This is a genomic window from Dendrosporobacter quercicolus, from assembly GCF_900104455.1.
GTDB classification, from domain to species: domain Bacteria; phylum Bacillota; class Negativicutes; order DSM-1736; family Dendrosporobacteraceae; genus Dendrosporobacter; species Dendrosporobacter quercicolus.
Genome location: NZ_FNHB01000006.1, coordinates 87,949 through 110,469, shown reverse-complemented (window position 1 = coordinate 110,469; position 22,521 = coordinate 87,949). Strand labels below are relative to the sequence as shown.

18 protein-coding genes are annotated in these 22,521 nt (G+C 51.4%); 4 read left to right on the top strand and 14 right to left on the bottom strand.

What is annotated here, in order from left to right; all coding sequences use genetic code 11:
* Positions 1 to 9: 9 nt before the first annotated feature.
* Positions 10 to 288 (bottom strand): sporulation protein YabP, encoded by a 279-nt coding sequence (yabP, locus tag BLR06_RS12375; protein WP_092073662.1) that lies wholly within the window; start codon positions 286 to 288, stop codon positions 10 to 12.
* Positions 289 to 398: 110 nt separating this feature from the next.
* Here yabP and BLR06_RS12370 point away from each other — a divergent pair, with 110 nt between their 5' ends.
* On the top strand, positions 399 to 635 hold the full coding sequence (locus BLR06_RS12370) for a hypothetical protein (protein ID WP_092073660.1): 237 nt from the start codon (positions 399 to 401) through the stop codon (positions 633 to 635).
* 11 nt (positions 636 to 646) lie between these two features.
* On the opposite strand, the gene BLR06_RS12365 is transcribed toward BLR06_RS12370, so the two are convergent.
* The 11 genes from BLR06_RS12365 to BLR06_RS12315 form a co-directional block, all read right to left on the bottom strand.
* Positions 647 to 1,882 (bottom strand): Ger(x)C family spore germination protein, encoded by a 1,236-nt coding sequence (locus BLR06_RS12365; RefSeq protein WP_092073658.1) that lies wholly within the window; start codon positions 1,880 to 1,882, stop codon positions 647 to 649.
* Positions 1,866 to 2,993 carry a GerAB/ArcD/ProY family transporter gene (locus BLR06_RS12360; protein ID WP_173812737.1) on the bottom strand — a complete coding sequence of 376 codons (1,128 nt, stop codon included), beginning with the start codon at positions 2,991 to 2,993 and terminating at the stop codon, positions 1,866 to 1,868. Before BLR06_RS12360 ends, BLR06_RS12365 begins: the two co-directional genes overlap by 17 nt.
* Positions 2,977 to 4,632 (bottom strand): spore germination protein, encoded by a 1,656-nt coding sequence (locus tag BLR06_RS12355; protein ID WP_092073654.1) that lies wholly within the window; start codon positions 4,630 to 4,632, stop codon positions 2,977 to 2,979. The genes BLR06_RS12360 and BLR06_RS12355 overlap by 17 nt, the downstream gene beginning before the upstream one ends.
* Before the next feature lie 187 nt (positions 4,633 to 4,819).
* Entirely contained in the window at positions 4,820 to 5,791 is a 972-nt protein-coding gene (locus tag BLR06_RS12350) for a SpoIID/LytB domain-containing protein (protein ID WP_092073652.1), read from the bottom strand.
* A 109-nt stretch (positions 5,792 to 5,900) separates the two neighbouring features.
* Positions 5,901 to 8,015, bottom strand: a complete 2,115-nt coding sequence (locus BLR06_RS12345; RefSeq protein WP_173812739.1) for a methyl-accepting chemotaxis protein — start codon at positions 8,013 to 8,015, stop codon at positions 5,901 to 5,903.
* 222 nt (positions 8,016 to 8,237) lie between these two features.
* Complete coding sequence (gene pstA, locus BLR06_RS12340) at positions 8,238 to 9,098, bottom strand: phosphate ABC transporter permease PstA (protein ID WP_092073648.1); 861 nt, start codon at positions 9,096 to 9,098, stop codon at positions 8,238 to 8,240.
* Positions 9,099 to 10,019, bottom strand: a complete 921-nt coding sequence (gene pstC, locus BLR06_RS12335; RefSeq protein WP_245698138.1) for a phosphate ABC transporter permease subunit PstC — start codon at positions 10,017 to 10,019, stop codon at positions 9,099 to 9,101.
* 194 nt (positions 10,020 to 10,213) lie between these two features.
* A complete protein-coding gene (locus BLR06_RS12330) occupies positions 10,214 to 11,068 on the bottom strand; it encodes a phosphate ABC transporter substrate-binding protein (RefSeq protein WP_092073644.1) in 855 nt (284 codons plus the stop codon).
* A 204-nt stretch (positions 11,069 to 11,272) separates the two neighbouring features.
* Complete coding sequence (locus BLR06_RS12325; protein WP_245698137.1) at positions 11,273 to 13,105, bottom strand: GGDEF domain-containing protein; 1,833 nt, start codon at positions 13,103 to 13,105, stop codon at positions 11,273 to 11,275.
* Positions 13,106 to 13,187: 82 nt separating this feature from the next.
* Complete coding sequence (locus tag BLR06_RS12320; protein WP_092073642.1) at positions 13,188 to 13,916, bottom strand: zinc dependent phospholipase C family protein; 729 nt, start codon at positions 13,914 to 13,916, stop codon at positions 13,188 to 13,190.
* Between the two features lie 24 nt (positions 13,917 to 13,940).
* Entirely contained in the window at positions 13,941 to 15,095 is a 1,155-nt protein-coding gene (locus tag BLR06_RS12315; RefSeq protein WP_173812741.1) for an MGDG synthase family glycosyltransferase, read from the bottom strand.
* 190 nt (positions 15,096 to 15,285) lie between these two features.
* Between BLR06_RS12315 and BLR06_RS12310 the strand changes: the two genes are divergently transcribed.
* Both BLR06_RS12310 and BLR06_RS12305 read left to right on the top strand, forming a co-directional pair.
* Positions 15,286 to 17,070, top strand: coding sequence for an ATP-binding protein (locus BLR06_RS12310; protein ID WP_092073636.1), 1,785 nt, complete (start codon positions 15,286 to 15,288; stop codon positions 17,068 to 17,070).
* 231 nt (positions 17,071 to 17,301) lie between these two features.
* The gene (locus BLR06_RS12305) at positions 17,302 to 18,687 is read left to right on the top strand and encodes a PhoH family protein (protein WP_092073634.1); all 1,386 of its coding nucleotides are present in this window, start codon (positions 17,302 to 17,304) and stop codon (positions 18,685 to 18,687) included.
* A 393-nt stretch (positions 18,688 to 19,080) separates the two neighbouring features.
* On the opposite strand, the gene phoU is transcribed toward BLR06_RS12305, so the two are convergent.
* Together phoU and pstB are read right to left on the bottom strand one after the other, a co-directional pair.
* Positions 19,081 to 19,740, bottom strand: a complete 660-nt coding sequence (phoU, locus tag BLR06_RS12300; RefSeq protein ID WP_092073631.1) for a phosphate signaling complex protein PhoU — start codon at positions 19,738 to 19,740, stop codon at positions 19,081 to 19,083.
* Between the two features lie 34 nt (positions 19,741 to 19,774).
* Positions 19,775 to 20,530, bottom strand: a complete 756-nt coding sequence (gene pstB, locus BLR06_RS12295; RefSeq protein ID WP_092073628.1) for a phosphate ABC transporter ATP-binding protein PstB — start codon at positions 20,528 to 20,530, stop codon at positions 19,775 to 19,777.
* Positions 20,531 to 20,794: 264 nt separating this feature from the next.
* On the opposite strand from pstB, the gene BLR06_RS12290 reads away from it, so the two are divergent.
* A complete protein-coding gene (locus tag BLR06_RS12290) occupies positions 20,795 to 22,345 on the top strand; it encodes a sigma 54-interacting transcriptional regulator (RefSeq protein ID WP_092073625.1) in 1,551 nt (516 codons plus the stop codon).
* The last annotated feature ends 176 nt before the right edge of the window (positions 22,346 to 22,521 follow it).

The following is a 22,521-nucleotide window of genomic DNA, read 5'->3' as shown; positions in this document are numbered from 1 at the left end:
AGCCTAACCTTACTTCAACAGCCGGTTGAGCAGGCCTTTTTTGGACTGGCCGGCCTCCTCATAACTGATGGCCTTAATGATTCCGTCAATAATAATATTGCCCTGATCCAGATTTAACTGCTTGATATTGAGTCCGTCGCCCCGTACCAGCATCATGCCCTGCTCAGTTTCCATAACAACTTCTTTTTCATCATAACTGCCTAAACTGATTACTCCGTCGACATTCAGCTCTTCGCGGTCCACCAAAGTCAGCTGGTGCCGCCAGACTGGCGTTTTATCTATTGGCATATCCGCCCTCCTCGCCACATTTTTAGTTAACTATATGCCTGACATGGTTAAAATAGTACCCTTTAGCGGGCATACTAACTCTAACAAAACATGAAAAGAAGGGCTTATCTATGAACTTTGACTGGTATTACCTGTGGGCCAAAACCGCTTTTATCCTCAACAAGTATTTAACGGTTTGGGTAATCTGTTATTTTCTGGCCACCGCCTTTGCCCTGTCGGTATTGGGCAACGTACTGGAAAGACATAACAGCCCCCGCCTGAGAGAAACAAAGCTGGCGCGCCAAACCGCCGTCGCCTACCTTGCAGCCTGCCTGATTTTCTGGCTGTTTGGCCTGATGTACGACTAAACAGCCCTGCATCAGATTCGTTCACCCGAACCGCGAATTGTGACATTAACCGATGGTTCCAGCGGTATGGTTGCGAAAACCTCCGGCCAGCGGTCCTGGACTTTCTCCCAGACCTCAGGCCGGTATCCTTTGAGCGTTTTGCCCGCCGCCAGCACATCCGCCTCCATTTTCTGCATCTCCTGCCAGGAGTGCAGGACATTCCGTTTGACCTCATCGGCAAACAGCACCTCAAGCTGTTTGACAAACTCCGGATCGGAAGCCTTGTGTCCGGGGTCAGGACAACGCTGCAGCTCGCCAATATTGCCAATCATGTAAATGTCCAGCGTAAAGGTGATTTTATCGCCGTCGATACGCGGCGTCAGCTTGGTATGATGCTGAAACAGCTCAAAAGTAAAAATCATTTCCGGATGGTCCGGACAGTTAACGGTAATCAGGACCGATTTCTCGGTTGCCCGGATGAGCTTTATGCCTTTGGTGGTATATTCATCCGTAATTCCGACCATTTTATCCTGTTTTATCGCTATGCCGCCGCCCACCTTCAGCACATCGCCGCTCAGCACAACCCGGGGTAAAAGAAAGTCCATTTTGTTGGCCAGGAACTGCAGCACAAATCCCATATCGGTACGCGCTCCCATCAAATGGGCATCTTTGACATGATTGCGCAATAATCCGTTCAGAAAAATCCCGCTGGGCTCACCGTTCGGCGTTTTAAACTCAAGCACTTTGCGGGCTTGGCCAGGCGTAGTAATTACCCTGATCCTGGCCCGCATTTCCGAATCGCGGGAAAAAAAGTCGACAATCGGATTGAGGCCGTCCTCTTTCAGCACTTCTTCATTAATAACAATAGTCTGAATATGCTCAAACCACAAAGTCCGGCTTACCTGACCGGCCATATCCCGGACGATTTCAAACAGCGTCTGGCCGCTGTTGGCTATGACAAAATACTTTTCAGCCCCGCCGGGGCCGCTTTCCGCATTATTATCGGATGCTGATAAATTCAGCACCTGCAAACTAAGCAGATAAACCTTCCGGCCTTTGGGCTGGACAAAAGTTTCCGTTTGACGTTCAGCCTGTTCCGCGCTGTCCGCCGGCGGCTCGGCGTAATCAACGCCTACCGCCAGCACAAAATTGCGCTCCTGCAGTTCCCGCCGGTCCCAGCAGCCGCTGAGCAGCAAACTGAACCCCACCAGCAGCACAGCCAAAACGGCGGTAACCGCCGAAATCCGGACGTTAGCCTGTTGAATCATGCTTTGCCCTCCGTTTCTTGCGCCAAGTCAAAACCAGACTGGCCGGCACAATCACCGCCGACAGCAGCCAGGCCAGCTTCTGCATCATGCTGGAAACAGATTGGATCAGGATCATCATGTCGCTGAAAAAGGTGGAAACAAACAACAGCCAGGGCCCCAGCAGCAGCACCCAGGGCCGGTGATCACTGTGCCCGCAGAGCTTCATTAACGCAAAAGCCGGCATGTACAAAAAAACGGACAGTGAAGTGAACACATTGGGAATCCAGGCGCCCAGCAGATAGGTCTCCAGCCGCTCGACAAAGGTGCCCGGCAGTTCGACAAACCGGACCACTTCCATGGCTGGAAAAGCCAGGTTTTTGGCATTTTCAGCTGATAACACACTAACGGTGAGCAGAGCAAAGGCAACATGAATGCACCCCATAAAGCCAAATGCCATCGCCACTGTTTTACCGGGTTTGGTCGTACGGCAGACCAGCAGGGGCAGGATCAGCAGGATCACCTCATAACCGGCGTACACGTGCCAGATCGTAGGCACCGCTGTTAACAGGCTGCCGAAATCCTGAGGCCAGAACGGCAGCAAATGTTCGGGCTGGGCGCTTAATATGCCGGTGAAAAAAATGAGGACAAAGACCAGCACAGTGGTAAGGAACACAAATTGCAGGATTCGTAATATCGTGCCAAAATCCTGGACGGCGCAATAAGTACAGGCAATCAGCATCCCCATCGCCAGAATTTCCGGCGGCGTCCGGTCAAACATAAAAACGGTAATGATCCGGCTGAACACCCCCAAAGTGACTGTAAAATAGGTGATGTACAGGCCAATATAAGCCAGGGTAATGATATTGCCCCAGAAACGGCCCCACAGGCTGGGCATAATTTCCACTAAGCCAAGGCCGGGATGGCTCAGCCCCAGCTGGAGCATCATGAGCGCAAATACACAATGAACGGCTGATCCCATCAACAAAACCAGCCATTGGTGAACGCCGGCGGCTTCGGCTAGCGCCCGGCCGCCAATGATGATCCCTGGCCCGAACGCCGTGGCGGTCACCAGCAAAGCTAACTGCCAGGGGGAAATCTGAAATTTGGCCTCTAAATTAGCCACTGTCGTCACCAGCCCGGCTCAGCTCCTGACCGCCCATTTCCTTGGGCCTGCTGCGCAGATATCTGGCCGGCAGCCGCACGATGCCGTCCTTCCAGTCCTGCAGTAAAGTAATGTCGCCGGCTCCGCCCAGCCAGGATTCGCCAAAGCTGCGCAGTGAGCATAAATGAATGGTCACCAGCAAGGCGCTGATGATTACACCGTACAAGCCCAGCACCGACGCGGCAATAAACATGGGGATCCGCAGCGCCCGCAGGGCAATGCCGAAATTGTAACTGCTGATGCTGAAAGAAGCGATGGCGGTGACCGAAGTCACCACGACCAGCAGAGGATTGATTAGGCCGGCCTGTACTACGGTTGTGCCAATAACAAAAGCGCCAAGCATACTGGCAACGCCGACCAGCTTATTCGGCAGCCGCACGACAGCCTCCTGAATCAGCTCCAGCAGCACCTCCATCATCACCGCCTCCAGAAAAGACGGAAACGGCGTCTTGGCCCGCAGCTCGGCAATGGATATGGCCAGCGGAGTGGGCAATATGCCCGGATGATAAGAGACAATGGCAATGTAAATCGCCGGCAGGTAGATGGCGACAAAGGCCGCTACATGCCGGGTCAGGCGCAGCAGGCTGCCAATGACCGGCTGAACCGAAAAATCGTCGGTCGACTGCATGATGGCGGTATAGGTGCAGGGAACAATCAGACAAAAGGGCGTATTGTCGGTCAGGATGGCTACCCGCCCCTCATATAACGAAGCCACCACCCGTTCCGGCATTTCCGTATCGATGACCTGAGGAAAGGGCGTCCAGGGATGATCTGTAATAGCTTCAGACAAATTGGTGGCCAGCAGAATACGGTCCGTGTGGATCGCCTCAAGCCGGCGGAACAACTCTTCGACCAACCCGGGCTTGACAAGATTGGCGACATAAATGACAGCCAGCGCGGTTTTCGTCCGCTCACCCACCCTGATGATCCGCACCTTAAGCTGAGGGTCGCGTGAACGCCGGCGAATGAGTACGATATTGTCCTGCAAGGTCTCGTTAAAGGCGTCGAACGGCGCTCTGACGCTGCCTTCACTTCTGGCTGTTTCCACATTGCGTTTGACGTGTTTAATCGAACCGATCACGATTCCCTTGGCAACGCCGTCCAGGAGGATTAAAGCATGGCCGATCAAAATTGCCTCCAGTGCTACCGCCGTATTGGTAACGACCGTCAGTGAACTGGTGGTAAACAGCGTCGACAGCGTTTTTTCCAGCTCAAAGCCTGCTGCGGACTGCGGCTCCTCAGCCTGCATCAAGGTCTCCAGCACGTTTTTTTCCAGCATGACGGTATCGGTCATGCCATCCAGATAGACCAGCAGGGCTTTGCGGCCTATAGTCTCAAAGGTGCGGTATTTGACGTCATCACAGTCCCGCAGCGCAGCCTGTAATAAATGCTGATTCTCAGCCAACTGCCCGGTAAACAGAAACGGCTGGTCAGCCGGCGCCGCGACCTGGCGGATCCGTTCGACCACCTGCGACAATTCCTCGCCCAGTTCGGCTCCCTGTGACGTGAGCCGCCGCAAGGCATGCAGCCTTTCCCGGGCTTTATTCATTGCAGCGTGCGGGACAGCTGCCGACAGTTTATGAACCTTCATTTTAGAATTACCGTCCATTGCCCACTCCTTAGCCGTTTTATTCGGCACCCCTGCTTTGCTTTTTTCAGCGAAAGCCTTATTCTATAAGGTTTTACAGCTAATGGATTTATTATGCACCGGCTGCAGCCCTCCGGCAGTCCGGAATAGCGGAAAGGTTATGACTTGTTTCCCTCCGTCATAACCTTTCCGCCGCTGTGCGGTCTTGTCAGTTCCAGCGTTTTTCCACTGTTACCCCTGTAAAATAGTGGGCAATGATTTCTTCAGGGGTTTTTCCCATAGTCGCCAGCTTATTCGCCCCCCATTGCGACAGGCCGACGCCGTGGCCATAGCCTCGGCCGGAAAATGTCACCCGGTCTCCGGTTACCTCAATTTTATCAAGCAGCATAGATTTCAACTCCGTACTGCCCAGTCCAAGACGCATTTGGGGACCTGATATATTGATATTTTTATTAATGACCAAAGTCATCGCCCGCCCCGACGGGCCTTTTTGACCAATCTCAATACTGTCAATACGGTTAACGGTTTGGCCTTTCCCGGCCAGTACAGCCATTACCTGCTGTTTGGAAAAAGCCGCTGTCCAGTTTTTCACATCAGCCGGCGCAAGCTCATCCGGCGACTGAACTGACTGAATATAGGGCGGTTCGGCTTGTTGATAATCCAGGCCTTCTTTGGCCGTGGCCGTCATTCCTCCGGCTGAAGCGTGAAACCAGGTTTGCGCCGGCTTGCCCTGATAAGTGATGATCATGCCGCGGGTCATTTCTACTGCTTTTCGCACATTGTCATTGACAGCGGCGGCGCTGTAAGCCTGAAATTCCTTGATATCGGTTGAAGCCTGAGTTCCCCGTTCGGGAACGCCGCCTTTTTCCTCAATCGCCTGGACGGTAAAGGTCCGGGCAATGATGGCCTGCGCCGCCAGCGCTGTGACGGGCCAGTCGGATTTCATCTCACCGGCCACTACTCCGGCAATATAGTCCTCCATCTTCATTGATTTTTTTTCGCCTGATTCGTGCATATAAACGGAAATATCCGGCTCAGTTCCCTGAGTATTTTGCTGTGGCGCTCCCTGATCTCCCGGTTCCGGCATCTTCTGCGGCTGCCGGGAGCAGGCAGCGAAAATTAGAGCGCTCACGGTCAGCAGCACCACCAGTAAATAGGCCTTGCGATTTTTATTGTTCATAATTTTCCTCCTTCGGCGTTTACTCTTAGTATGGCAGAGGCGCTCAAATAAATACCAAAAAGCTTGCCTTGCGGCAAGCTTTTTGGTATTTATTGCGGTCTGTGCTTATTCAGCTAATTCTAAATTGCTCTACCAGACAGTCCAATTGCCGGGCCATGACCTTGAGCTTTTCAATGGACCCGTTAATGTCCTGGGCAGCAGCAGCCTGTTCTTCACTTACGGCTGCAATATCCTGGGCGCTGTGCGTGTTTTCCCCGGCCAGACAATGAATGCCCTCAACCGCCTGCAATGCACTCCGGCAATGCCCCAGTTGTCCGCCTGTCTGCTGTTTGCCGGCCTCCGCCTGTTGCTGGACCCCCTGGGCCGCTCCGATAATATTCGCGAAAGCAGTGCTGCTGATTTGGGCTATGTTAACGCCTTCATCAACATGAGTATAACTGTCCTGCATCGCCGCCAGCACACTTTCGGTTTCAGCAGCTACCTTACGGGTAATTTCGGCAATATTTTTCGTGGCCCCCGCCGACTGCTCGGCCAGCTTGCGCACTTCATCGGCAACAACAGCAAAGCCCCGGCCGGCTTCGCCCGCCCGGGCGGCTTCTATCGCCGCATTAAGCGCTAATAAATTGGTCTGGCTGGCAATGGCTGCTATTGCGGTGGAGATATTGCCAATCTCCCGGGTGCTTTCACCCAAACTGCCGACCATCTGTCCGGCTTTCTCCATCAGCTGTTTTAGCTGCCCCATATTTCCCAGAGTCCGCGCAATGACAGCCTGTCCGTCGTTGGCGAAAAAGGCGCATTGACCAGCAGACCGGGCAATGCTGACCATAGCTTCATCAACGCCGGCGGTAAGCTTGGCCAGCTCCTGCAATTGCCGTTGGGCGTCGGCAGTCGTTTGTCCCTGATCAGCCAGTTTACCGGCAATGCTGCCAACAGCGGCCGCCACCTGCGCACTGCCGGCCTGCGACTGGGCGCAGGCCGCGGCGACACTGCCGCTGGCTTCAAATACCAAGGCCGACGATTGCTTTACCGACAAAACGATTTCCTGCAATCTGGCAGTCATTTCATCAAAGGCGGCGGATACCTGTCCCAATTCATCCTGCCGCCGGTAGTTCAGCCGGTAGGTTAAATTTCCTTTTGCGACATTTTCCACTCCGTTTGCCAACTGCTGTAAAGGCGCGAGCGCCTGTTTGGTAAAATACAGACCGGCTGCCGCAAAAACGGCAATGATCAATAGCGTTACCGCCGCGCCGCGTTCAATCATTGCCGCAATTCTCTCCGAAACCACAGCTTTGGGATAGGTGACAACAGCAATCCAGCCGCTGTCGGCGATGGGGCGGTATGAGGTAAAATATTCCTGACCGCGCAAAATTCCCACACTGCTGCCGCTTTGCTCTTCCACCGCTGTACTGTATAACGGTTCGGTTAAGGCCCGCTGTTCCTCAACTGCCGACGAATCACCCTGATGAAATACCGGAATCAGGTTTGCGTCAAGAATCGTTACCCCATAACCCGGGTTTTGCGACAACACCTGCTCCACCATAAACCGGAGGTTGGCCAGCTCGATATTCGCCCCGAGCAGGCCCTCAACCTTGTGGTCAGCGCCATAAATGGGCGCTGCGCCAATCAAGGTCAAACTGCCGTCAGCCTCGCTTTTGACCGGTCCGGCAAAGCCGGCGCGCCCTTTGATTCCCTGTTTAAAATATTCATGATCGGCCACATTCACCAGCGGCTTCTCATCGGTCCGTAAAATTTGTTGCCCGTCGGACCCGACGATAAACAACGGGTCATTGCTGCCGTAAAAAGGCTGCAGCATTGACAACTGCCGCCGGCCGGCTTCACGATCCAGGGACCTGATGGCAGCATCAGCGCTGGCAAGCATTAAAAAATTCTTTTTCGTTTGCAGCAGGCTCCCGATATCGCTTGCAATCCGTTCGGCGACCTGGCTATTTCGCTCAATTGCAGCCTCAGTCAGGCCCGCCGCTGTTTCATGAATAAAATACCAGCCTACTGCCGCCACCGGGATCATGCAGGTGACTACTGTATATAACGCAGCTTTGGCCCGCAATGAAGTCGCTGATTTAACCAAGGTTTGCCTGTCGATGCCGTGCAGCCTGCCCTGCCCGGTCATAAAGCTTCGCAGTGCCGCCGGCTTGATTTTGGCGCGAACCGCTCCCTGGAGTAATTGCCGCTTAGTGCTGAGCATTGTGACCATTCGCTTGAACACAAATCGCACCTCCATACTAGTACTGCACCAACCCAGAATTCTACAATTGCTGCCGGATGATTTTCCGTAATACTGCGTTGTCGTCAATTGGCATACGTCCGGTATGCCTCATTCCTCCGCCTTGTCTTACGAAAAATCATCTCGCCATCGCTTGCAGTTTCTGGGTTGGCGCAGTACTGCATTCTGTTTAAAAAACGCCCCGGCCGGGGCGTATTTTTCATGTTAGTGACCAGAAGCGCCAAGTTTTCTTTGCAGTAATTTTCCTGGAATGAGCACCACCAGGTTAATCACCAGAATAGTTAGGATCAATAATGCGCCAATGCCGTCGGCAATGCTTATTCGGTCGGGAACCAGGCCAACGGCCATGACATACCACAGATGAACGGCCAGGGTTTCCCCGGCGGCGGTAACCTCAAAATCCGGCACCACCCGCGACACTGTCGTCCCGGCGGTAAAGATCAGAATGGCGGTTTCACCCAGCGCCCGGCCGGCGGTCAGGGTTATACCGGTCATAATGCCCGGTAAGGCATTGGGCAGTATAACCCGCCAGATGGTCTGCCATTTGGTAGCGCCCAACGCCAGGCTGGCCTCACGGTAATGGCTTGGCACAGTACGCACCGACTCTTCCGTCACCCGGACCAGCACCGGCAAATTAAGCAGCATCAGAGTCAAAGCCCCGCCAAGAATGCTAAAGCCCAGTCCAAAATAATTTACAAAAATAATCATCCCGAATAATCCCAGTACAATGGACGGCACACTGGCCAGACTTTCCGTACTAAGGCGGATTAAATCAGTCAGCCGGTTATTGCCGGCATATTCGGCCAGATAAATTCCCGCGCCAATGGCCACCGGAATCGAACAGGCCATCGATAAAAACAGGATATAAAAGGAATTAAACAGTTGCGGGCCGACCCCGCCGCCTGCGCTAATCTCACTGGGCATTCCAAAGAGAAAACCAAACGATAATACCGGCAGCCCTTTATATAAAATATAACCTAAAAACACGGTCAGAATGCCGATAATCAGCATTCCCGCCAGCCACATCATTATGGTGGCCAGTTGATTTACCAGTCTCGCCGGCACTTAGACCACTCTCCTTTGGGCAATCCGCCGAATAATTAAAATCATGGCCAGTGAAATCAGCAGCAGTACCAGCGCCATCAAAAACAAGGCATTGCCCCAGGCTGAACCAAAAGGAGTATTGCCCATTTCCACAACAATTTCGCTGGGCAGCGTAGCGGTTGGCATAAATAAGGAATAGGCCAGCTGCGGGGTATTGCCAATCACCATTTGCACGGCCATTGTTTCACCGACAGCCCTGGCCATGGCCAGAATAATTGACGTAAGAATTCCCGGCAGCGCCGCCGGCAGTAAAACCAGCCAGATTGTCTGCCAGCGGGTTGCTCCAAGCGCCAGGGATGCTTCCTCCAGGGGGCGCGGCACCGACCGCAGCGCATCCTCTGAAATGCTGATAATGGTTGGTAAAATCATTACCGCCAATATGATGGAGGCAGCCAATAAGCCGAACCCGATACTGACGTTAAAAAACTCCCGGATAAACGGCACCAGAATAGTCAGTCCCACATAACCATATACGACCGATGGTATGGCCACATATAAATCGGTTGCCGGCCGCATGACTTCCCGCAGCCAGCCCGGGGCGATTTTAGCCATAAACACCGCTCCGGCCAGCCCCAGCGGCGCACCAAAAAATATAGCCAGCATGGTAACCGACACTGAACCGACAATAAAACTCAGCGCCCCGTACTGTCCCTCCATGGGATCCCATTTAGCGGTCAGAAAAAACTCCAGCGGGCTTACTTCAGTAAACGTCATCAGCCCCTGCTGCCCGACAAATACGATGATCGCCAAAATAATCACCGTCATGAGAAAGGCGCTGGCAATAAATAAATAGCGGATATAACGGTCGTATAACAGCTTCATTTTATGGTCGCGATTCCCGCCTGCGCCCATTACGTTAAGCTCCTTTGCCGCTAATGCCATAACAGCTTCACATCCCTGCTCTATGTTTAGTATATCTAGAATTATAAACAATAACAGAAACTCTCATTGTTAGGATAGTGTTAATTTTTCGTTAAATTATTAAGCAGGAAATATTTGCCTGACGCCCGGCGCAGCAGGCGGAATAAATGGCGCAAAAAAGAGCCGGCACGAATGCCTGACTCTTTTGGAAAAGATTATTTTTTCATTTTTGTCACTGGAATAAAACCACTCTTTTCGGCAAAGCTTTCCTGGAAGTCCTTGCTCATGACATAGTCGATAAAAGCCTTGACCGGACCGGTTGGCTCACCCTTAGTGTACATATGTCCATAAGTATATACCGGGTATTGGCCGCCAATGATTGCCTCGGGGCTGTATTTAACGCCGTTAAAAGCCAAAACCTTTACTGTATTGTCGGCATAAGGAGCATCAACATAACCGATTGCCCCCGGTGTGCTGGCCACAGCAGCTCTTACCGCACCGTTGGAATCCTGAATAACGGCATTATCGGTGAATGCCGCGTCTTTCAACACCACCTCGGCAATCGTAGCCCGGGAACCGGAAGACTTCGCCCGGTGAATCAGCGTAATTTTCTGGTCTTTGCCGCCAACTTCCTGCCAGTTGCTGATTTTACCGGTCAGTACATCCACATATTGTTGCTGAGTCAAATTATCCACAGTTACATCAGGATTGGTGATAAATACAAACGGAATAACCGCTACCCGGTGGTCTACCAGGCCTTTGTCTTTAAAATCGGCCGGCAGATTAACGTCGGAATTGCCGATATTGACAGCGCCGGCGGCAACCTGATTCATTCCGGTGAAGGAACCGCCTCCGGAGATATTTACCGTTACTTTAGCATTTTTCTTCTGGAATTCCTCCTGGGCCGGCTTTAACAGCGGCAAAAGTGCGGTAGAACCTGAAGCCGTCACCGTACCCTGCAAATCAGCGGCAGCTTCTTTCTTTTCACCGCCACAGCCGGCGACAAAGGTTACGCCCAGCATCAAAGCTACAGCAGCAATCATCATTCTGGATTTACGGAAAAACTTCATTTAAAATACCCTCCCATATTGTAAAAATCATACAACCTAATTTTAAGCCTCCACCCAGGCTTTTGTGTTAAGCCGGTGTTACGTTTTTGTTAATTCTATTCTATTGCTAGTTTTTCATCATTGGCTGGATTTAATACCTTATTTTTGATTGCATAACCGGCCGGTTAAAGGTTTGCCAGACCGCTTATCAGCGTCCTTCACCGGTTACTCGGCTACTTTATAGCAGCTGTGCCAGGTAAGCTTACACTGCTTTTTGACTTCACCGGCGGCTTCCGCCAATTGCGTGGCATTGGTGAATTTCCGGCCTTTACTGGTAACCACGGCAATCGATATGGCCATAATGGGATAACGTTCTTCCCTGCCGTGCCGGTTTTTGGCGATAATAAAGCCGTTGGTCAGATGTTCCTCGGTATAAAAACCTCTGATCCGCAAATCGAAATTGTCAATAACGGCTTGGCACAACTGATCCACGTTGGCGGAGTGAACAACGGCAATAAAATCGTCGCCGCCGATATGTCCAATAAAAGAATCGGGCGGCCCCAGAAGTGTCAGCTGCTGGCGGATAACCTCGGCTGTCAGGCATAGAATCTTATCGCCGTGCTCAAAGCCGTAAGTATCGTTATACGGCTTAAAATTATCCAGGTCAAAATACAAAATGGAAAAATCGCTCTTGCCGTCCAGAGCCCGGTTAATTTTGTCTTCAATAATAATATTGCCGGGCAACCCGCTCAGCGGATTGCAATGCTTGGCCCGGGTGATCTCCAGTTGCGTGGTTTTTTCCAGCAGCCGCCGGACGCTGGTCACCCCGTAATAGCTTTCATTCTTGGTCACGATAATGTAATCATACAGGGTATCGTCTGTTCGGGCCACAACCAGTTTGGCCACCTGTTCCAGCGAAGTATGATAATCGACAACCAGCGGGTCCCGGTCCATCAGCAGGCGGATTGGCCGGTTCATATAAATAGCTACCCCGTACTGTGTAGCCAGATTGGCCAAAAACCGGTCTTTCATTAACAGGCCGACCGGCCGACCGTCCTCTACTACCGGGATGCCGCGCAGTGACAGGTTGTGATTAAAAGCCTCAATCGCCTGTGCTCCGCTGCAATCAGGATTATGCGGCGGGTCACACCTGGCAATTTCACCTACCGGCATGGTAATTGCCGTATAAAACGTTTCTTTCTTTTTTTGTTTATTTTTACGCTGAATTAGTTCTCTGATGTCCGGGCGGAGATCCAGAAACTGCGGCATTGGCTTTTGCAGCAAAAACCCCTGTCCATAGTGAATGCCAATGTCAATTAACGTATATAATTCACTGACGGTTTCAATGCCTTCAGCAATTATTTTCATATTTGTCAAAATTGCAAAATCATAAAAAGCCTTAATTAACGCCTGTTTTAAATGATCCTTGTCAATATCCCGCACCAGCTGCATATCCATCTTAATGAATTGCGGTCTGGTCTCAGCCAGCATGCGCAGTCCCGAATAGCCCGAGCCGGTGTCGTCAATGGCAATTTTATACCCTTGGCCGGTGTAATGATCAAGCACCCGGCGAAAGCTGCGATAATCCTCCACCGAGGTCTTCTCCGTAATTTCAAAAATAATGCCGGTAGGATCAAGCTGGTACTTGTCCAGCAAATCTGTGGTTAAACCCTTTTGAAACCGGACATCGTGAATAATTTTAGGATCAACATTAAGAAACAGCATTTTGTCAGGCGGCATATACTTAGCCTGTTCCAGGGCCGCCGTCCGGCAGAGCAGTTCCAGCTCCCAAAGCTTATTCAGCCGCTGGGCGGTCTCAAACAAAACACTCGGCCGTTCCAGGGCCGACCCCTGCGGACCGCGGCTTAACGCTTCATACCCGATAACAGTGCCGTCGGTTAAAGAAATCACGGGTTGAAACACCGTATTGATTTCATTTTGTTCCAATATAGCATGAAACAGCTCTGCGGCATCCGGGTCTGCCATACCTGCGCCTGGGCCGATATTTGTAAAAAATCCGGCAAAGGTCGCGATCTTTCCCCAGCTAGTATCCCACACAGCACTTCCCCCAATGATGTAGATTACTGCCCGTCTCGGCCCGCCAACCGGTTAAACCGGCCGGCATTCTTATAGTTCTTTGTCATGCTACGGTAATCAGCTTGAACGACGCCATGGACTGAACGCACTGGCAAAATTGCTCAAACAGCCTGGCCGTTGCCCGCTGGGCCTGAGGCAACGCAATGGCAGTCACTTCATGATATCGGGCATTGCCTCGCTCGCTGTCGACCAAATCATACAGATCAGCCGCCATAGCAGCATTATCCAGCAGCAGCCTTTGATTGTCCGGCCGACAGTTAAACCCGCTGAAACGGTCAACTGCATAACTGAAATAATGTGCTTTTACCCAGCCTTCATATTCTTTGTGTCCATTGAATACTTTAGCCCGGGCATGATGGGGCACACACAAATCCTGCAATAAATGCGCCGCCGCACCTAGAAAAAATACCGCGTCTCTTATTTTGCCGCCGCCCAGCGCGGTTAGACAGCGGTAATAATAACTGTTGAAACTCTCCAGAGCATTACTAAACTGCCATAGCCCCCTGCCGCCAACCGGCTCATAATAATGGCCGACATTCTTCCAGCCTTTATCGGCCCAGTATACACCGGCATTCAGCTCAGTCATATAGGTGCTGAGCAGCCGGGCATAGCCGGTATTGCCATCGCGGGCCAGAATGGTTACCGCTTGGCGGTTGCAAAATTCATGCGCTATGCCCGGCTGATCGAAAAAGCCCTGCAGCGGGCTTACCGCGGCCAGCAAAACTTTAGCGCCAAGAAGCATGGATGCATTGCCCAAGGCAGGGAAGCTCATAATAAATCCTCCTTTTATCACTTACTACAGGTTGGCTGCTGTAAAATACCGCGTGCGGAAATACCGCTCAAGAATGGCCGCTATGTTCCTGGCGGCCTGCGGCTGACGCAACTCACGGGCGATGGCCTGCATCCGCTGCAGCTGGTCCGGATTATTGAGCAGCCTGCTCACCGTGGGTTGCAGTTGGTCATCGCTTTGGACCCACACAGCCGCGCCTTTCCGGCTCATATAGCCGGCATTATCCTTCTCCTGACCGGGGATGGACTCATATAACACCAGCGGCAGCTTCATTGCCAGAGCCTCGCAAATGGTCAGTGCACCCGGTTTGGTGATTAATAGATCGGCGCAAGCCATTAATTCCGGTACCCGGTGGGAATAACCCAACAGCCGGACAATATGAGGCGAGGCCGGACTATATTGGCGCAAGGCTTGCTGCAGTTTTGGGTTTCGGCCTGTCAGCACGATCAACTGCAGGACACTGCCGCCGGCCGCTAAGTTTTCCAGCGCGTGCTTAACCCCGCCAAGGCCCAGGCCGCCTCCCATCACCAATACCGTTGGCAGGTCTTTGCTTAACCCCAGTTCCGCTGCGATGGACTGCTTATCATAAAGCTGCTCAAAAGCCGCCGCAATCGGAATACCGCTCACATGAATGCTCCGGCCGGGGATCCCCTGGGCTAAGAGTTCAGTACGCAGCTCGGGAACGCCGACAAAGTACAAATCGACTTCGGGATAAACCCACAGCCGGTGAATGGCAAAATCGGTAATGACGGCGGCCAGCGTTGTTTTAATGCCGCGCGTTTTTTTCAGATATGCAGCGGCTCCGCAGGGAAAAGGGTGCGTACAGATGACCAGGTGAGGGCGGTATTTACGGATCAATTTTTCCATCGTCTTTTTCATGATGACCGCCATCAGATTCTGTACCGGCAAGCCGCTGCCGGACAACTTGGTCCAGCGGTATAAAACATCGTACATGCTTGGCGACAAATGCAGCATCTTTAAATAAGTCTCTTTCAGCAGCGTGTTAAAGTAAGAATTCTCCTGATCCATAAAGTCCACGATCTTCACCGTGGCTCCCGGATTTTCCCAGGCAATCCGGCCGGCAATAGCCTCAGCCGCCTGATTATGCCCTGAACCAATAGAAGCTGAGACAATCAGGACTCTTTTAGGATTTGGCCGCATTGTTCTCTCCTCCATTTCAACCTCAGTATAATACAGGACAAACCGCTCTCTTGTTAAAAAGAGGTTAAGTCCGGTTAACGACAGGTTATTTATTTGTAAATTAAACACGTGTCTAATTTTGACAATCATTTCAGGGTTGCGGTGCGAAGCTTTATCCCACTATAATGGAATTACCTAAGGAGGGATGGGTTTGATAAAATGGAGCTTCCGCACCAGAATTCTAATCTCTTTTTTGATCCTGGTTACTGTTGCCTTAGCGCTGTTAGGCAGTTATCTGTTATGGTTTTTTTACCGGCAAAATTTAGAATGGCAAACCGCCCACCTGGTAACCAACGCCAAAATAACCGAACAATTGCTGGAAGAATACATGAACGGTCCCCGCGAAAAAGCCGGTATTGACGAAAAAATTAAAGAGCTGAGCGGTAAAATTGATCTTCGCATTACCATCCTTGATATCACCGGCACAGTATTGGCTGATTCATGGGAGCATCCCGGCACGATGGAAAACCATCTGGAGCGTACGGAAATCCGGGCTGCACTGACTGGCGACTATGGCACAGCCATTCGCTATAGTGCAACCACCGGTCAAAATATGCTTTATGCCGCGCTTCCCATCAAACGCGGCAATGAACTGATCGGCATTGTTCGCACAGCCAGTACGCTGGCCCCGGTCGAAGCCGATTTCTCCCAAATTCGCTCGACCTTGCTGGCGGCGATTTTCGCTGCGGCCTTGCTAACCATTTTACTGAGCATACGTCTGGCCCGCAAATATACTGCGCCAATTGAGGAAATAACCGCCGCCGCCAAACAAATTGCCGATGGCGATCTGAGCCGTCGTATCCACATCCGCACCGGTGACGAACTCGAACTGCTGGCCCATACCATTAACCAGCTAACCTCCAATCTTGATGATAAAATCAATGAAACCTCAGCCGAAGCAAAAAAGCTGTCTTTAATTCTCACCCATATGGATAATGCCGTAATTCTCCTTGATCATTACGGCCAGGTTACCGGAGCGAATAAAAAAGCCCGGGAGATCTTCAACATTGCCGATGCGATGATTGGCAGGCACAGTCTTGAGGTAATCGGCAATAGCTTGCTCAATCAGACAGTACAAGCCGTTATTGCTGAAAACCATACCAAAACCATTGAATTAAAAACAAATATTCAGGGCAGCCAGCGTATTTTCCAGGTGTTTTTTGCCCCGATTACCAACAGCGGTCAGCCGGCGGCAGGCGTACTCAGCGTTTTCCATGACATAACCGCCTTGCAGGAACTCCATGAACGGCAAATTGATTTTGTCGCCAACGCTTCTCATGAGCTGGGCACACCGCTGACGGCAATCCGGGGCTTTGCCGAAACACTGCTGGACGGCGCACTGGAAACACCTGAACTGCGTCACAAATTTGTTTCGATTATTCACACGGAAGCAGAACGCATGAACCGCCTGCTTAAAGCCCTGCTGCAGCTGGCCAAACTGGACTCCCAGGAATACCGGCGGCAGATTCAGCTTGAACCAATTGCCCTTCAGCCGCTGCTGCAAACAGTTGCCCAGGAACTGAGCGTTCAGGCCGGCCTCCAACAACAGGAAATTATCATTGACCCGGCTTCTGATGCTGAAGCCGTGGCTTTGGCCAATTATGACTGGCTCAAGCAGGTAATGGTTAATCTGGTGGAAAATGCGGTTAAATACACTCCGGCCAATGGTAAAATAATGCTTAAATGCCAGTCGACGGCCGCTGGCGTGCTGGTAGAAGTCCGGGATACGGGCATCGGCATCCCGGCCAAGGATCTGCCGTTCATCTTTGACCGTTTCTACCGGGTGGATCGCTCCCGTACCCGGACGGCCGGGGGCAGTGGCCTGGGTCTGGCCCTGGTAAAGTTCATTATTGAAATGCTCGGCGGCGCCATCCAGGTGGAAAGCCAGGTTAATCTCGGCACAACCTTTACCTTCAGACTGCCGCCGGCCGGCTAAATATTTCATTATTTTTTACTGCACCACTGCCAGTCATGCATATAATGGATTAAGATATCTAATAAGGAGGATTTACGCTTACCCTGCTCCGCTCCGCCGCCCCCTTCTCAGGGAGTTAAGAGCGGCTAAGTCCTGGATAAGAACGGCTAAGATCAGCTGGAGTTAAAACCCCCGGCTGAAATCAGGTCTTCTTATATAAAACTCTGGATAAATCTAAAGGGGGTCACGGATTTGGCTAAACACTATGTACTTGACACCAATGTTTTGCTTCATTCCCCGCATGCCTTATTCGCCTTCAGCGAACACACCGTCGTCATTCCTGAAGTGGTGTTGGAGGAACTGGACAAATTTAAGGCCGAAGCAACCGAACGGGGAGCCAACAGCCGCCAGGTAAGCCGAATGATTGATGCTTTCCGGGTAACAGGCAACCTGCTGGATGGGGTGAAGCTAAATGAACTCGGTGGTATTCTAAAAATTGAGGCCAACCATCTGGATATCCCGATTCCTATCCATTGGGACAGGAAGAAAGCCGATAACCGCATACTCCAGGTATGTAAAGGTCTTGTCGAAAATGGTCAGCCCACTGTTCTGGTCAGCCGGGATACAAACCTCCGGGTAAAATCAACCATTCTTACTATTCAGGCCGAGGATTTCAACAATGACCGTGTACCGGCCATTGAACAGCAATACACCGGCCGGCTGGAGGCCTATGCGGCCTCAGACGTCATCAATGAATTTCACCGCGATGATCAAAATTCGATTAGTCCGGAATGCATCAAAATATATGACACGGCGTCACATACCATGTCCAATCCGGTATTGGTGCCGAATCAGTTTTTACTTTTACGCTCTCCCGACAACAGCCGGCATACTGCCTTGGGCAGATTTGACGGCAAGCATATTGTTCATCTCAAATACCGCAGCCGCAACCCATTTGGCGTCAACCCGCGCAATGTCGGACAAATCTTCATGCAGGAGTGCCTGATGACCAGTCCGGAAGAAGCGCCGCTGGTCATCATCAAGGGGCCGGCCGGTACTGCCAAAACTTTTTATTCACTGGCTGTCGGACTATATCATAACCTGGACTGCCGCCCCCGGCAATATCATCATATCCTCATCTGCCGGCCCAATATCCCAATGGATGAGGAAATAGGCTTTTTACCCGGCTCGGAGAGCGAAAAAATCAGTCCTTATATGCGAGGCATCAGAGACAATCTGTTCACCCTTATGTCCGGGCCGGCGGCAGCCGACTCCAAAGAAGTGGCCCAAATTGAAGACACCGTTCAGATGCTGTTTGACAAGCGGATTATTCAAGCCGAGGCGCTCGCTTACCAACGCGGCCGTTCCTTGCAGAAATACTGGATGATTCTGGACGAAATGCAAAACTCGACCCCCAAACAGGCCAAAGGGGTGATTACCCGTCCTGGTTTGGGAACAAAGATTATCCTGCTGGGCGATCCGGCCCAAATCGACCACCCCTATCTCGACAGTCAAACCAACGGTTTGGTCTATGCCAGTGAAAAAATGCTGGGCAGCAGCCTCTGCTATCAGGTTACCCTAACGCATGATGAATGCGAACGTTCGCCCCTGGCCGCTGAGGCCGCCCTGCGCATGTAAGGGATCACGGCATCATTGCGGGCTGGACGAACGATCCCATTTGCTGGCGCCAATAATTCCGGCAAAGCTTGATTCTCCAGTCAGTCGCTGTGCGTGGCCCGGTAATTCAAATGAATTACCGGGCCACGCTGTGTTCAGAAATCTTGGTGCCGTCAACCGCGTTCCACCCATACACCAGTCTTTATCATCCTGTATTTGCCAAGACATTAGTACCTTCTCGTTGCTAAATATTAAATCCTGCCTTGCGCCTTATTAATATCATTTGCCAAGGCAAGGCTTCTCACCTTCCCAATCCCGCCGAAAACCGGGGCCGGTTCCTGCTCGTTTTTAACGAGCAGGAACCGGCCCCGGTTTTCGGCGCACTATTCTTCGTTCGCCAGCAGTCCGCTTTCCTTACTTCTTTCGCATTCGCCGGCCGGTTGCCAGGTAAATAACCCACTCGGCGATATTCGTGGCATGATCGGCTACCCGCTCCAGATAACGGGCGACAAATATCAGCTGGGTTGCCTGGCTGATCGTCCGCGGATCTTCCAGCATGTAAGTTAACAGCTCACGGAAGATTTGCTGATAAAGATTATCAACACCGTCATCAGCCTGGCATACCTGTTCGGCCAGGGCAATGTCGAGACTGGTGTAGGCCGCCAGTGAATCCTTAAGCATCGCCTGCGCCATATCGGTCATGCGGGGCAAATCCACCAGAGGTTTAATGAATGGTTCCCCAGCCAGTTTCAAGGCAATTTTAGCAATATCAAACGCATGATCGCCAATTCGCTCCAGATCGGTTGTTATTTTAAGACCGGTGCCGATAATCCTCAAATCCCGCGCCAAAGGCTGCTGGGTGGCAATCAGCACCATGCACTTATCCTCAATATCCACTTCCATACCATCAATCATATCGTCCCCGGCCATCACTTTGTGCGCCAGCTCCCTATCCTGAGCAGCCAGCGCCTTTACCGCTTCACCAATGGCCAAACCAACCAAATTTCCCATTTCGGATATATCGCAGCGTAAATTCTCCAGCTCATGGTTATAACTCTGCCTGGTACTTGACAAATCCCTCGCCTCCCGCGTTTTATTGTTATTTATGCTAGCCAAACCGGCCGGTGATATAGTCCTCGGTGCGCTTATCCTGCGGCCTGGTGAAAATAGCATCGGTTTGATCATGCTCAATCAGTTCGCCATTCAAAAAGAAGGCCGTATAATCTGATACGCGGGCAGCCTGCTGCATATTATGAGTAACTACAACGATGGTATAATTCTGCTTTAATTCAGTGATCAGTTCCTCAATCTTCATTGTGGAGATAGGATCAAGCGCCGAGCAGGGTTCATCCATCAGCAAAACCTCCGGCTCGACCGCCAGCAGCCTGGCAATACACAGCCGCTGCTGCTGGCCGCCGGACATCCCCATCGCCGAGGTATGCAGCCGGTCCTTAACCTCATCCCACAACGCAGCGCCACGTAAGCTCTTTTCAACAATTGAATTAAGGGCGGACTTATTGGTCAAACCATGAATGCGCGGTCCGTAAGCCACGTTATCATAAATCGACATCGGAAATGGGTTTGGCCGTTGGAATACCATGCCAATCCGTTTTCTCAGCATGACCACATCAGTGTCAGGATGATAAATGTTGATATGATCCAGCAGCACTTCACCCTCAATCTTAACGCCTTCAACCAAATCATTCATCCGGTTGAGCGTTTTAATAAAGGTCGACTTGCCGCAACCGGAAGGCCCAATCAATGCCAACACGCTATTTTTTACCACCTGAATGGAGATTTTATTTAGCGCCAGAACATTTCCATAATATAATTTAAGTTTATTCGCCTGTATCTTATACTCCATAGCTATCCCTCCTGCTGCCATTACAACTGTTCCTATCGGCAATATATCATAAAGCTCCGGTGTAATTGTTAATTTTCCGTTACGTTTTTGTTAACTTAAGCGGAGCTGCGCCTGTCTCTTGTTGCGCCGAATGGCTAAATGCAACTGCTGGCGGTCAGCGGCCGCCAGCCCGGAATATTATCTCAATATTGTAATAATATAGAATAAATTGTCTATTCGTGTTAGAATTGATATGCGTGCTATTACTGAGGGAAGGTGAAACAAATGCGTATCAAAATTCCCAACATCGACCGCGTGGGCCTGGTGCTTGATATTGCCCAAATTCTTGCCGCCCGGCAAATCAACATTATCTCCATGGAGGTCGAATTAAAAATAGTGTATCTTGAAACCGCGCCGCTGGACGAGCAAACGACGGCAGACCTGTGCCGGGAGCTTCGTACAATCCCCGGTGTTTTGGATCTTGCGCCTGTTGACCTTATGCCTCACCAGGAAAAATCGGAACAGCTTAATACGGTGCTTGCCGCCGCCAATGACGGTATTTTAGCCATCGACAGGCATGGACGGATTACCCAGTACAACCCGGCCGCAGAAAAAATTATGCACATTCCCTGCAGCAAGGCCTTGGGGCAGGAATTGCTGGCCGTATTTCCCTATTGCCATTCGCTGGTGGAATCAATGAAAAACGGTCTGGCCTATACCAATCGCGAGGTATTTGTCGGAGAAACAAACAGTCACTATCTTGTCAGCAGTCGTCCCTTACTGGATAAGTCCGGTGAAATTGCCGGAGCAATGGCCATTCTGAAAGACATTCATGATGTACGAAAACTCTTTCAGCAACTTACCGAGCAGCCTGCCCTGACTTTCCAGGAAATTCTCCATCGCAGCAAATCCATGCAACAGGTCATTGCGTTGGCCAAAAATTATGCCAGGGGCAATTCCACGGTTCTTATCCGCGGCGAAACCGGCACCGGCAAGGAATTATTTGCCCGGGCCCTGCATACTGCATCCTCACGGGCCGATCATATATTTTTGCCAGTAAATTGCGCGGCTATCCCCGGAGCCCTGCTGGAAAGCGAGTTATTCGGTTATGAAGAAGGCACCTTTACAGGAGCGGTTAAGGGCGGTAAGCAGGGCCTGTTTGAATTAGCCAATAAAGGCACGTTGTTTCTGGATGAGATTGGGGAAACCTCTTCTCACTTGCAGGCAAAATTGCTGCGTGTTCTCCAGGACCGCAAAGTACGGCGGATTGGCAGCAGCCGGGAAATCGCCGTCGATGTCCGCATTTTAGCGGCAACCAACCGTAATCTGGAGGAAATGATTGCCACAGGCGGGTTCCGGGAAGATTTATATTATCGCCTTAACGTTATCCCTTTATTCCTGCCGCCCCTGCGCGAACGCCGGGAGGATATACCTTTGCTGGTCGATTTTTTTCTCCGCCGGTTTTCGGCCAGGCTGCATAAGCAGGCGGATACCGTCAGCGAAACAGCTTTGCAAAAGCTGTGCGGCTACGCCTGGCCCGGCAACATCCGCGAACTGGAGAATGTTATTGAGCGCGCCGTCAATATTGTCACTGGCTCTACGCTGCTGGCCGAACATATTATTCTGCACCATGATACACCGGCCTGCAAACCGCTATTGCCGCCTCACACCCTGGAAGAAGCGCTGGAAAAAACAGAACGTGAAGTATTATGCCTGGCCCTGCAGCATTCTCATACTTCCCGGCAGCTCGGCAAACTGCTCGGTTTGTCCCATACAGCGGTTCTCAAAAAGCTGCGCAAACACGGTTTATCCCTCAACCATTTTACGCCGGCCTGAAGAAACTGCCGGCTTGAACAGATAAGCGAATCTGTCCAACCATGTAAAAGACCAGCACCGTGGTGGACGCAACGATGATAAAAAGGGGCGCCGTTACATAAAGAATATGTAACGCACCCCTGTCGCCAAGGCAACCGCCGTTTTCAGCCTGCGTACCATTTTTCAATCAGCTGCAA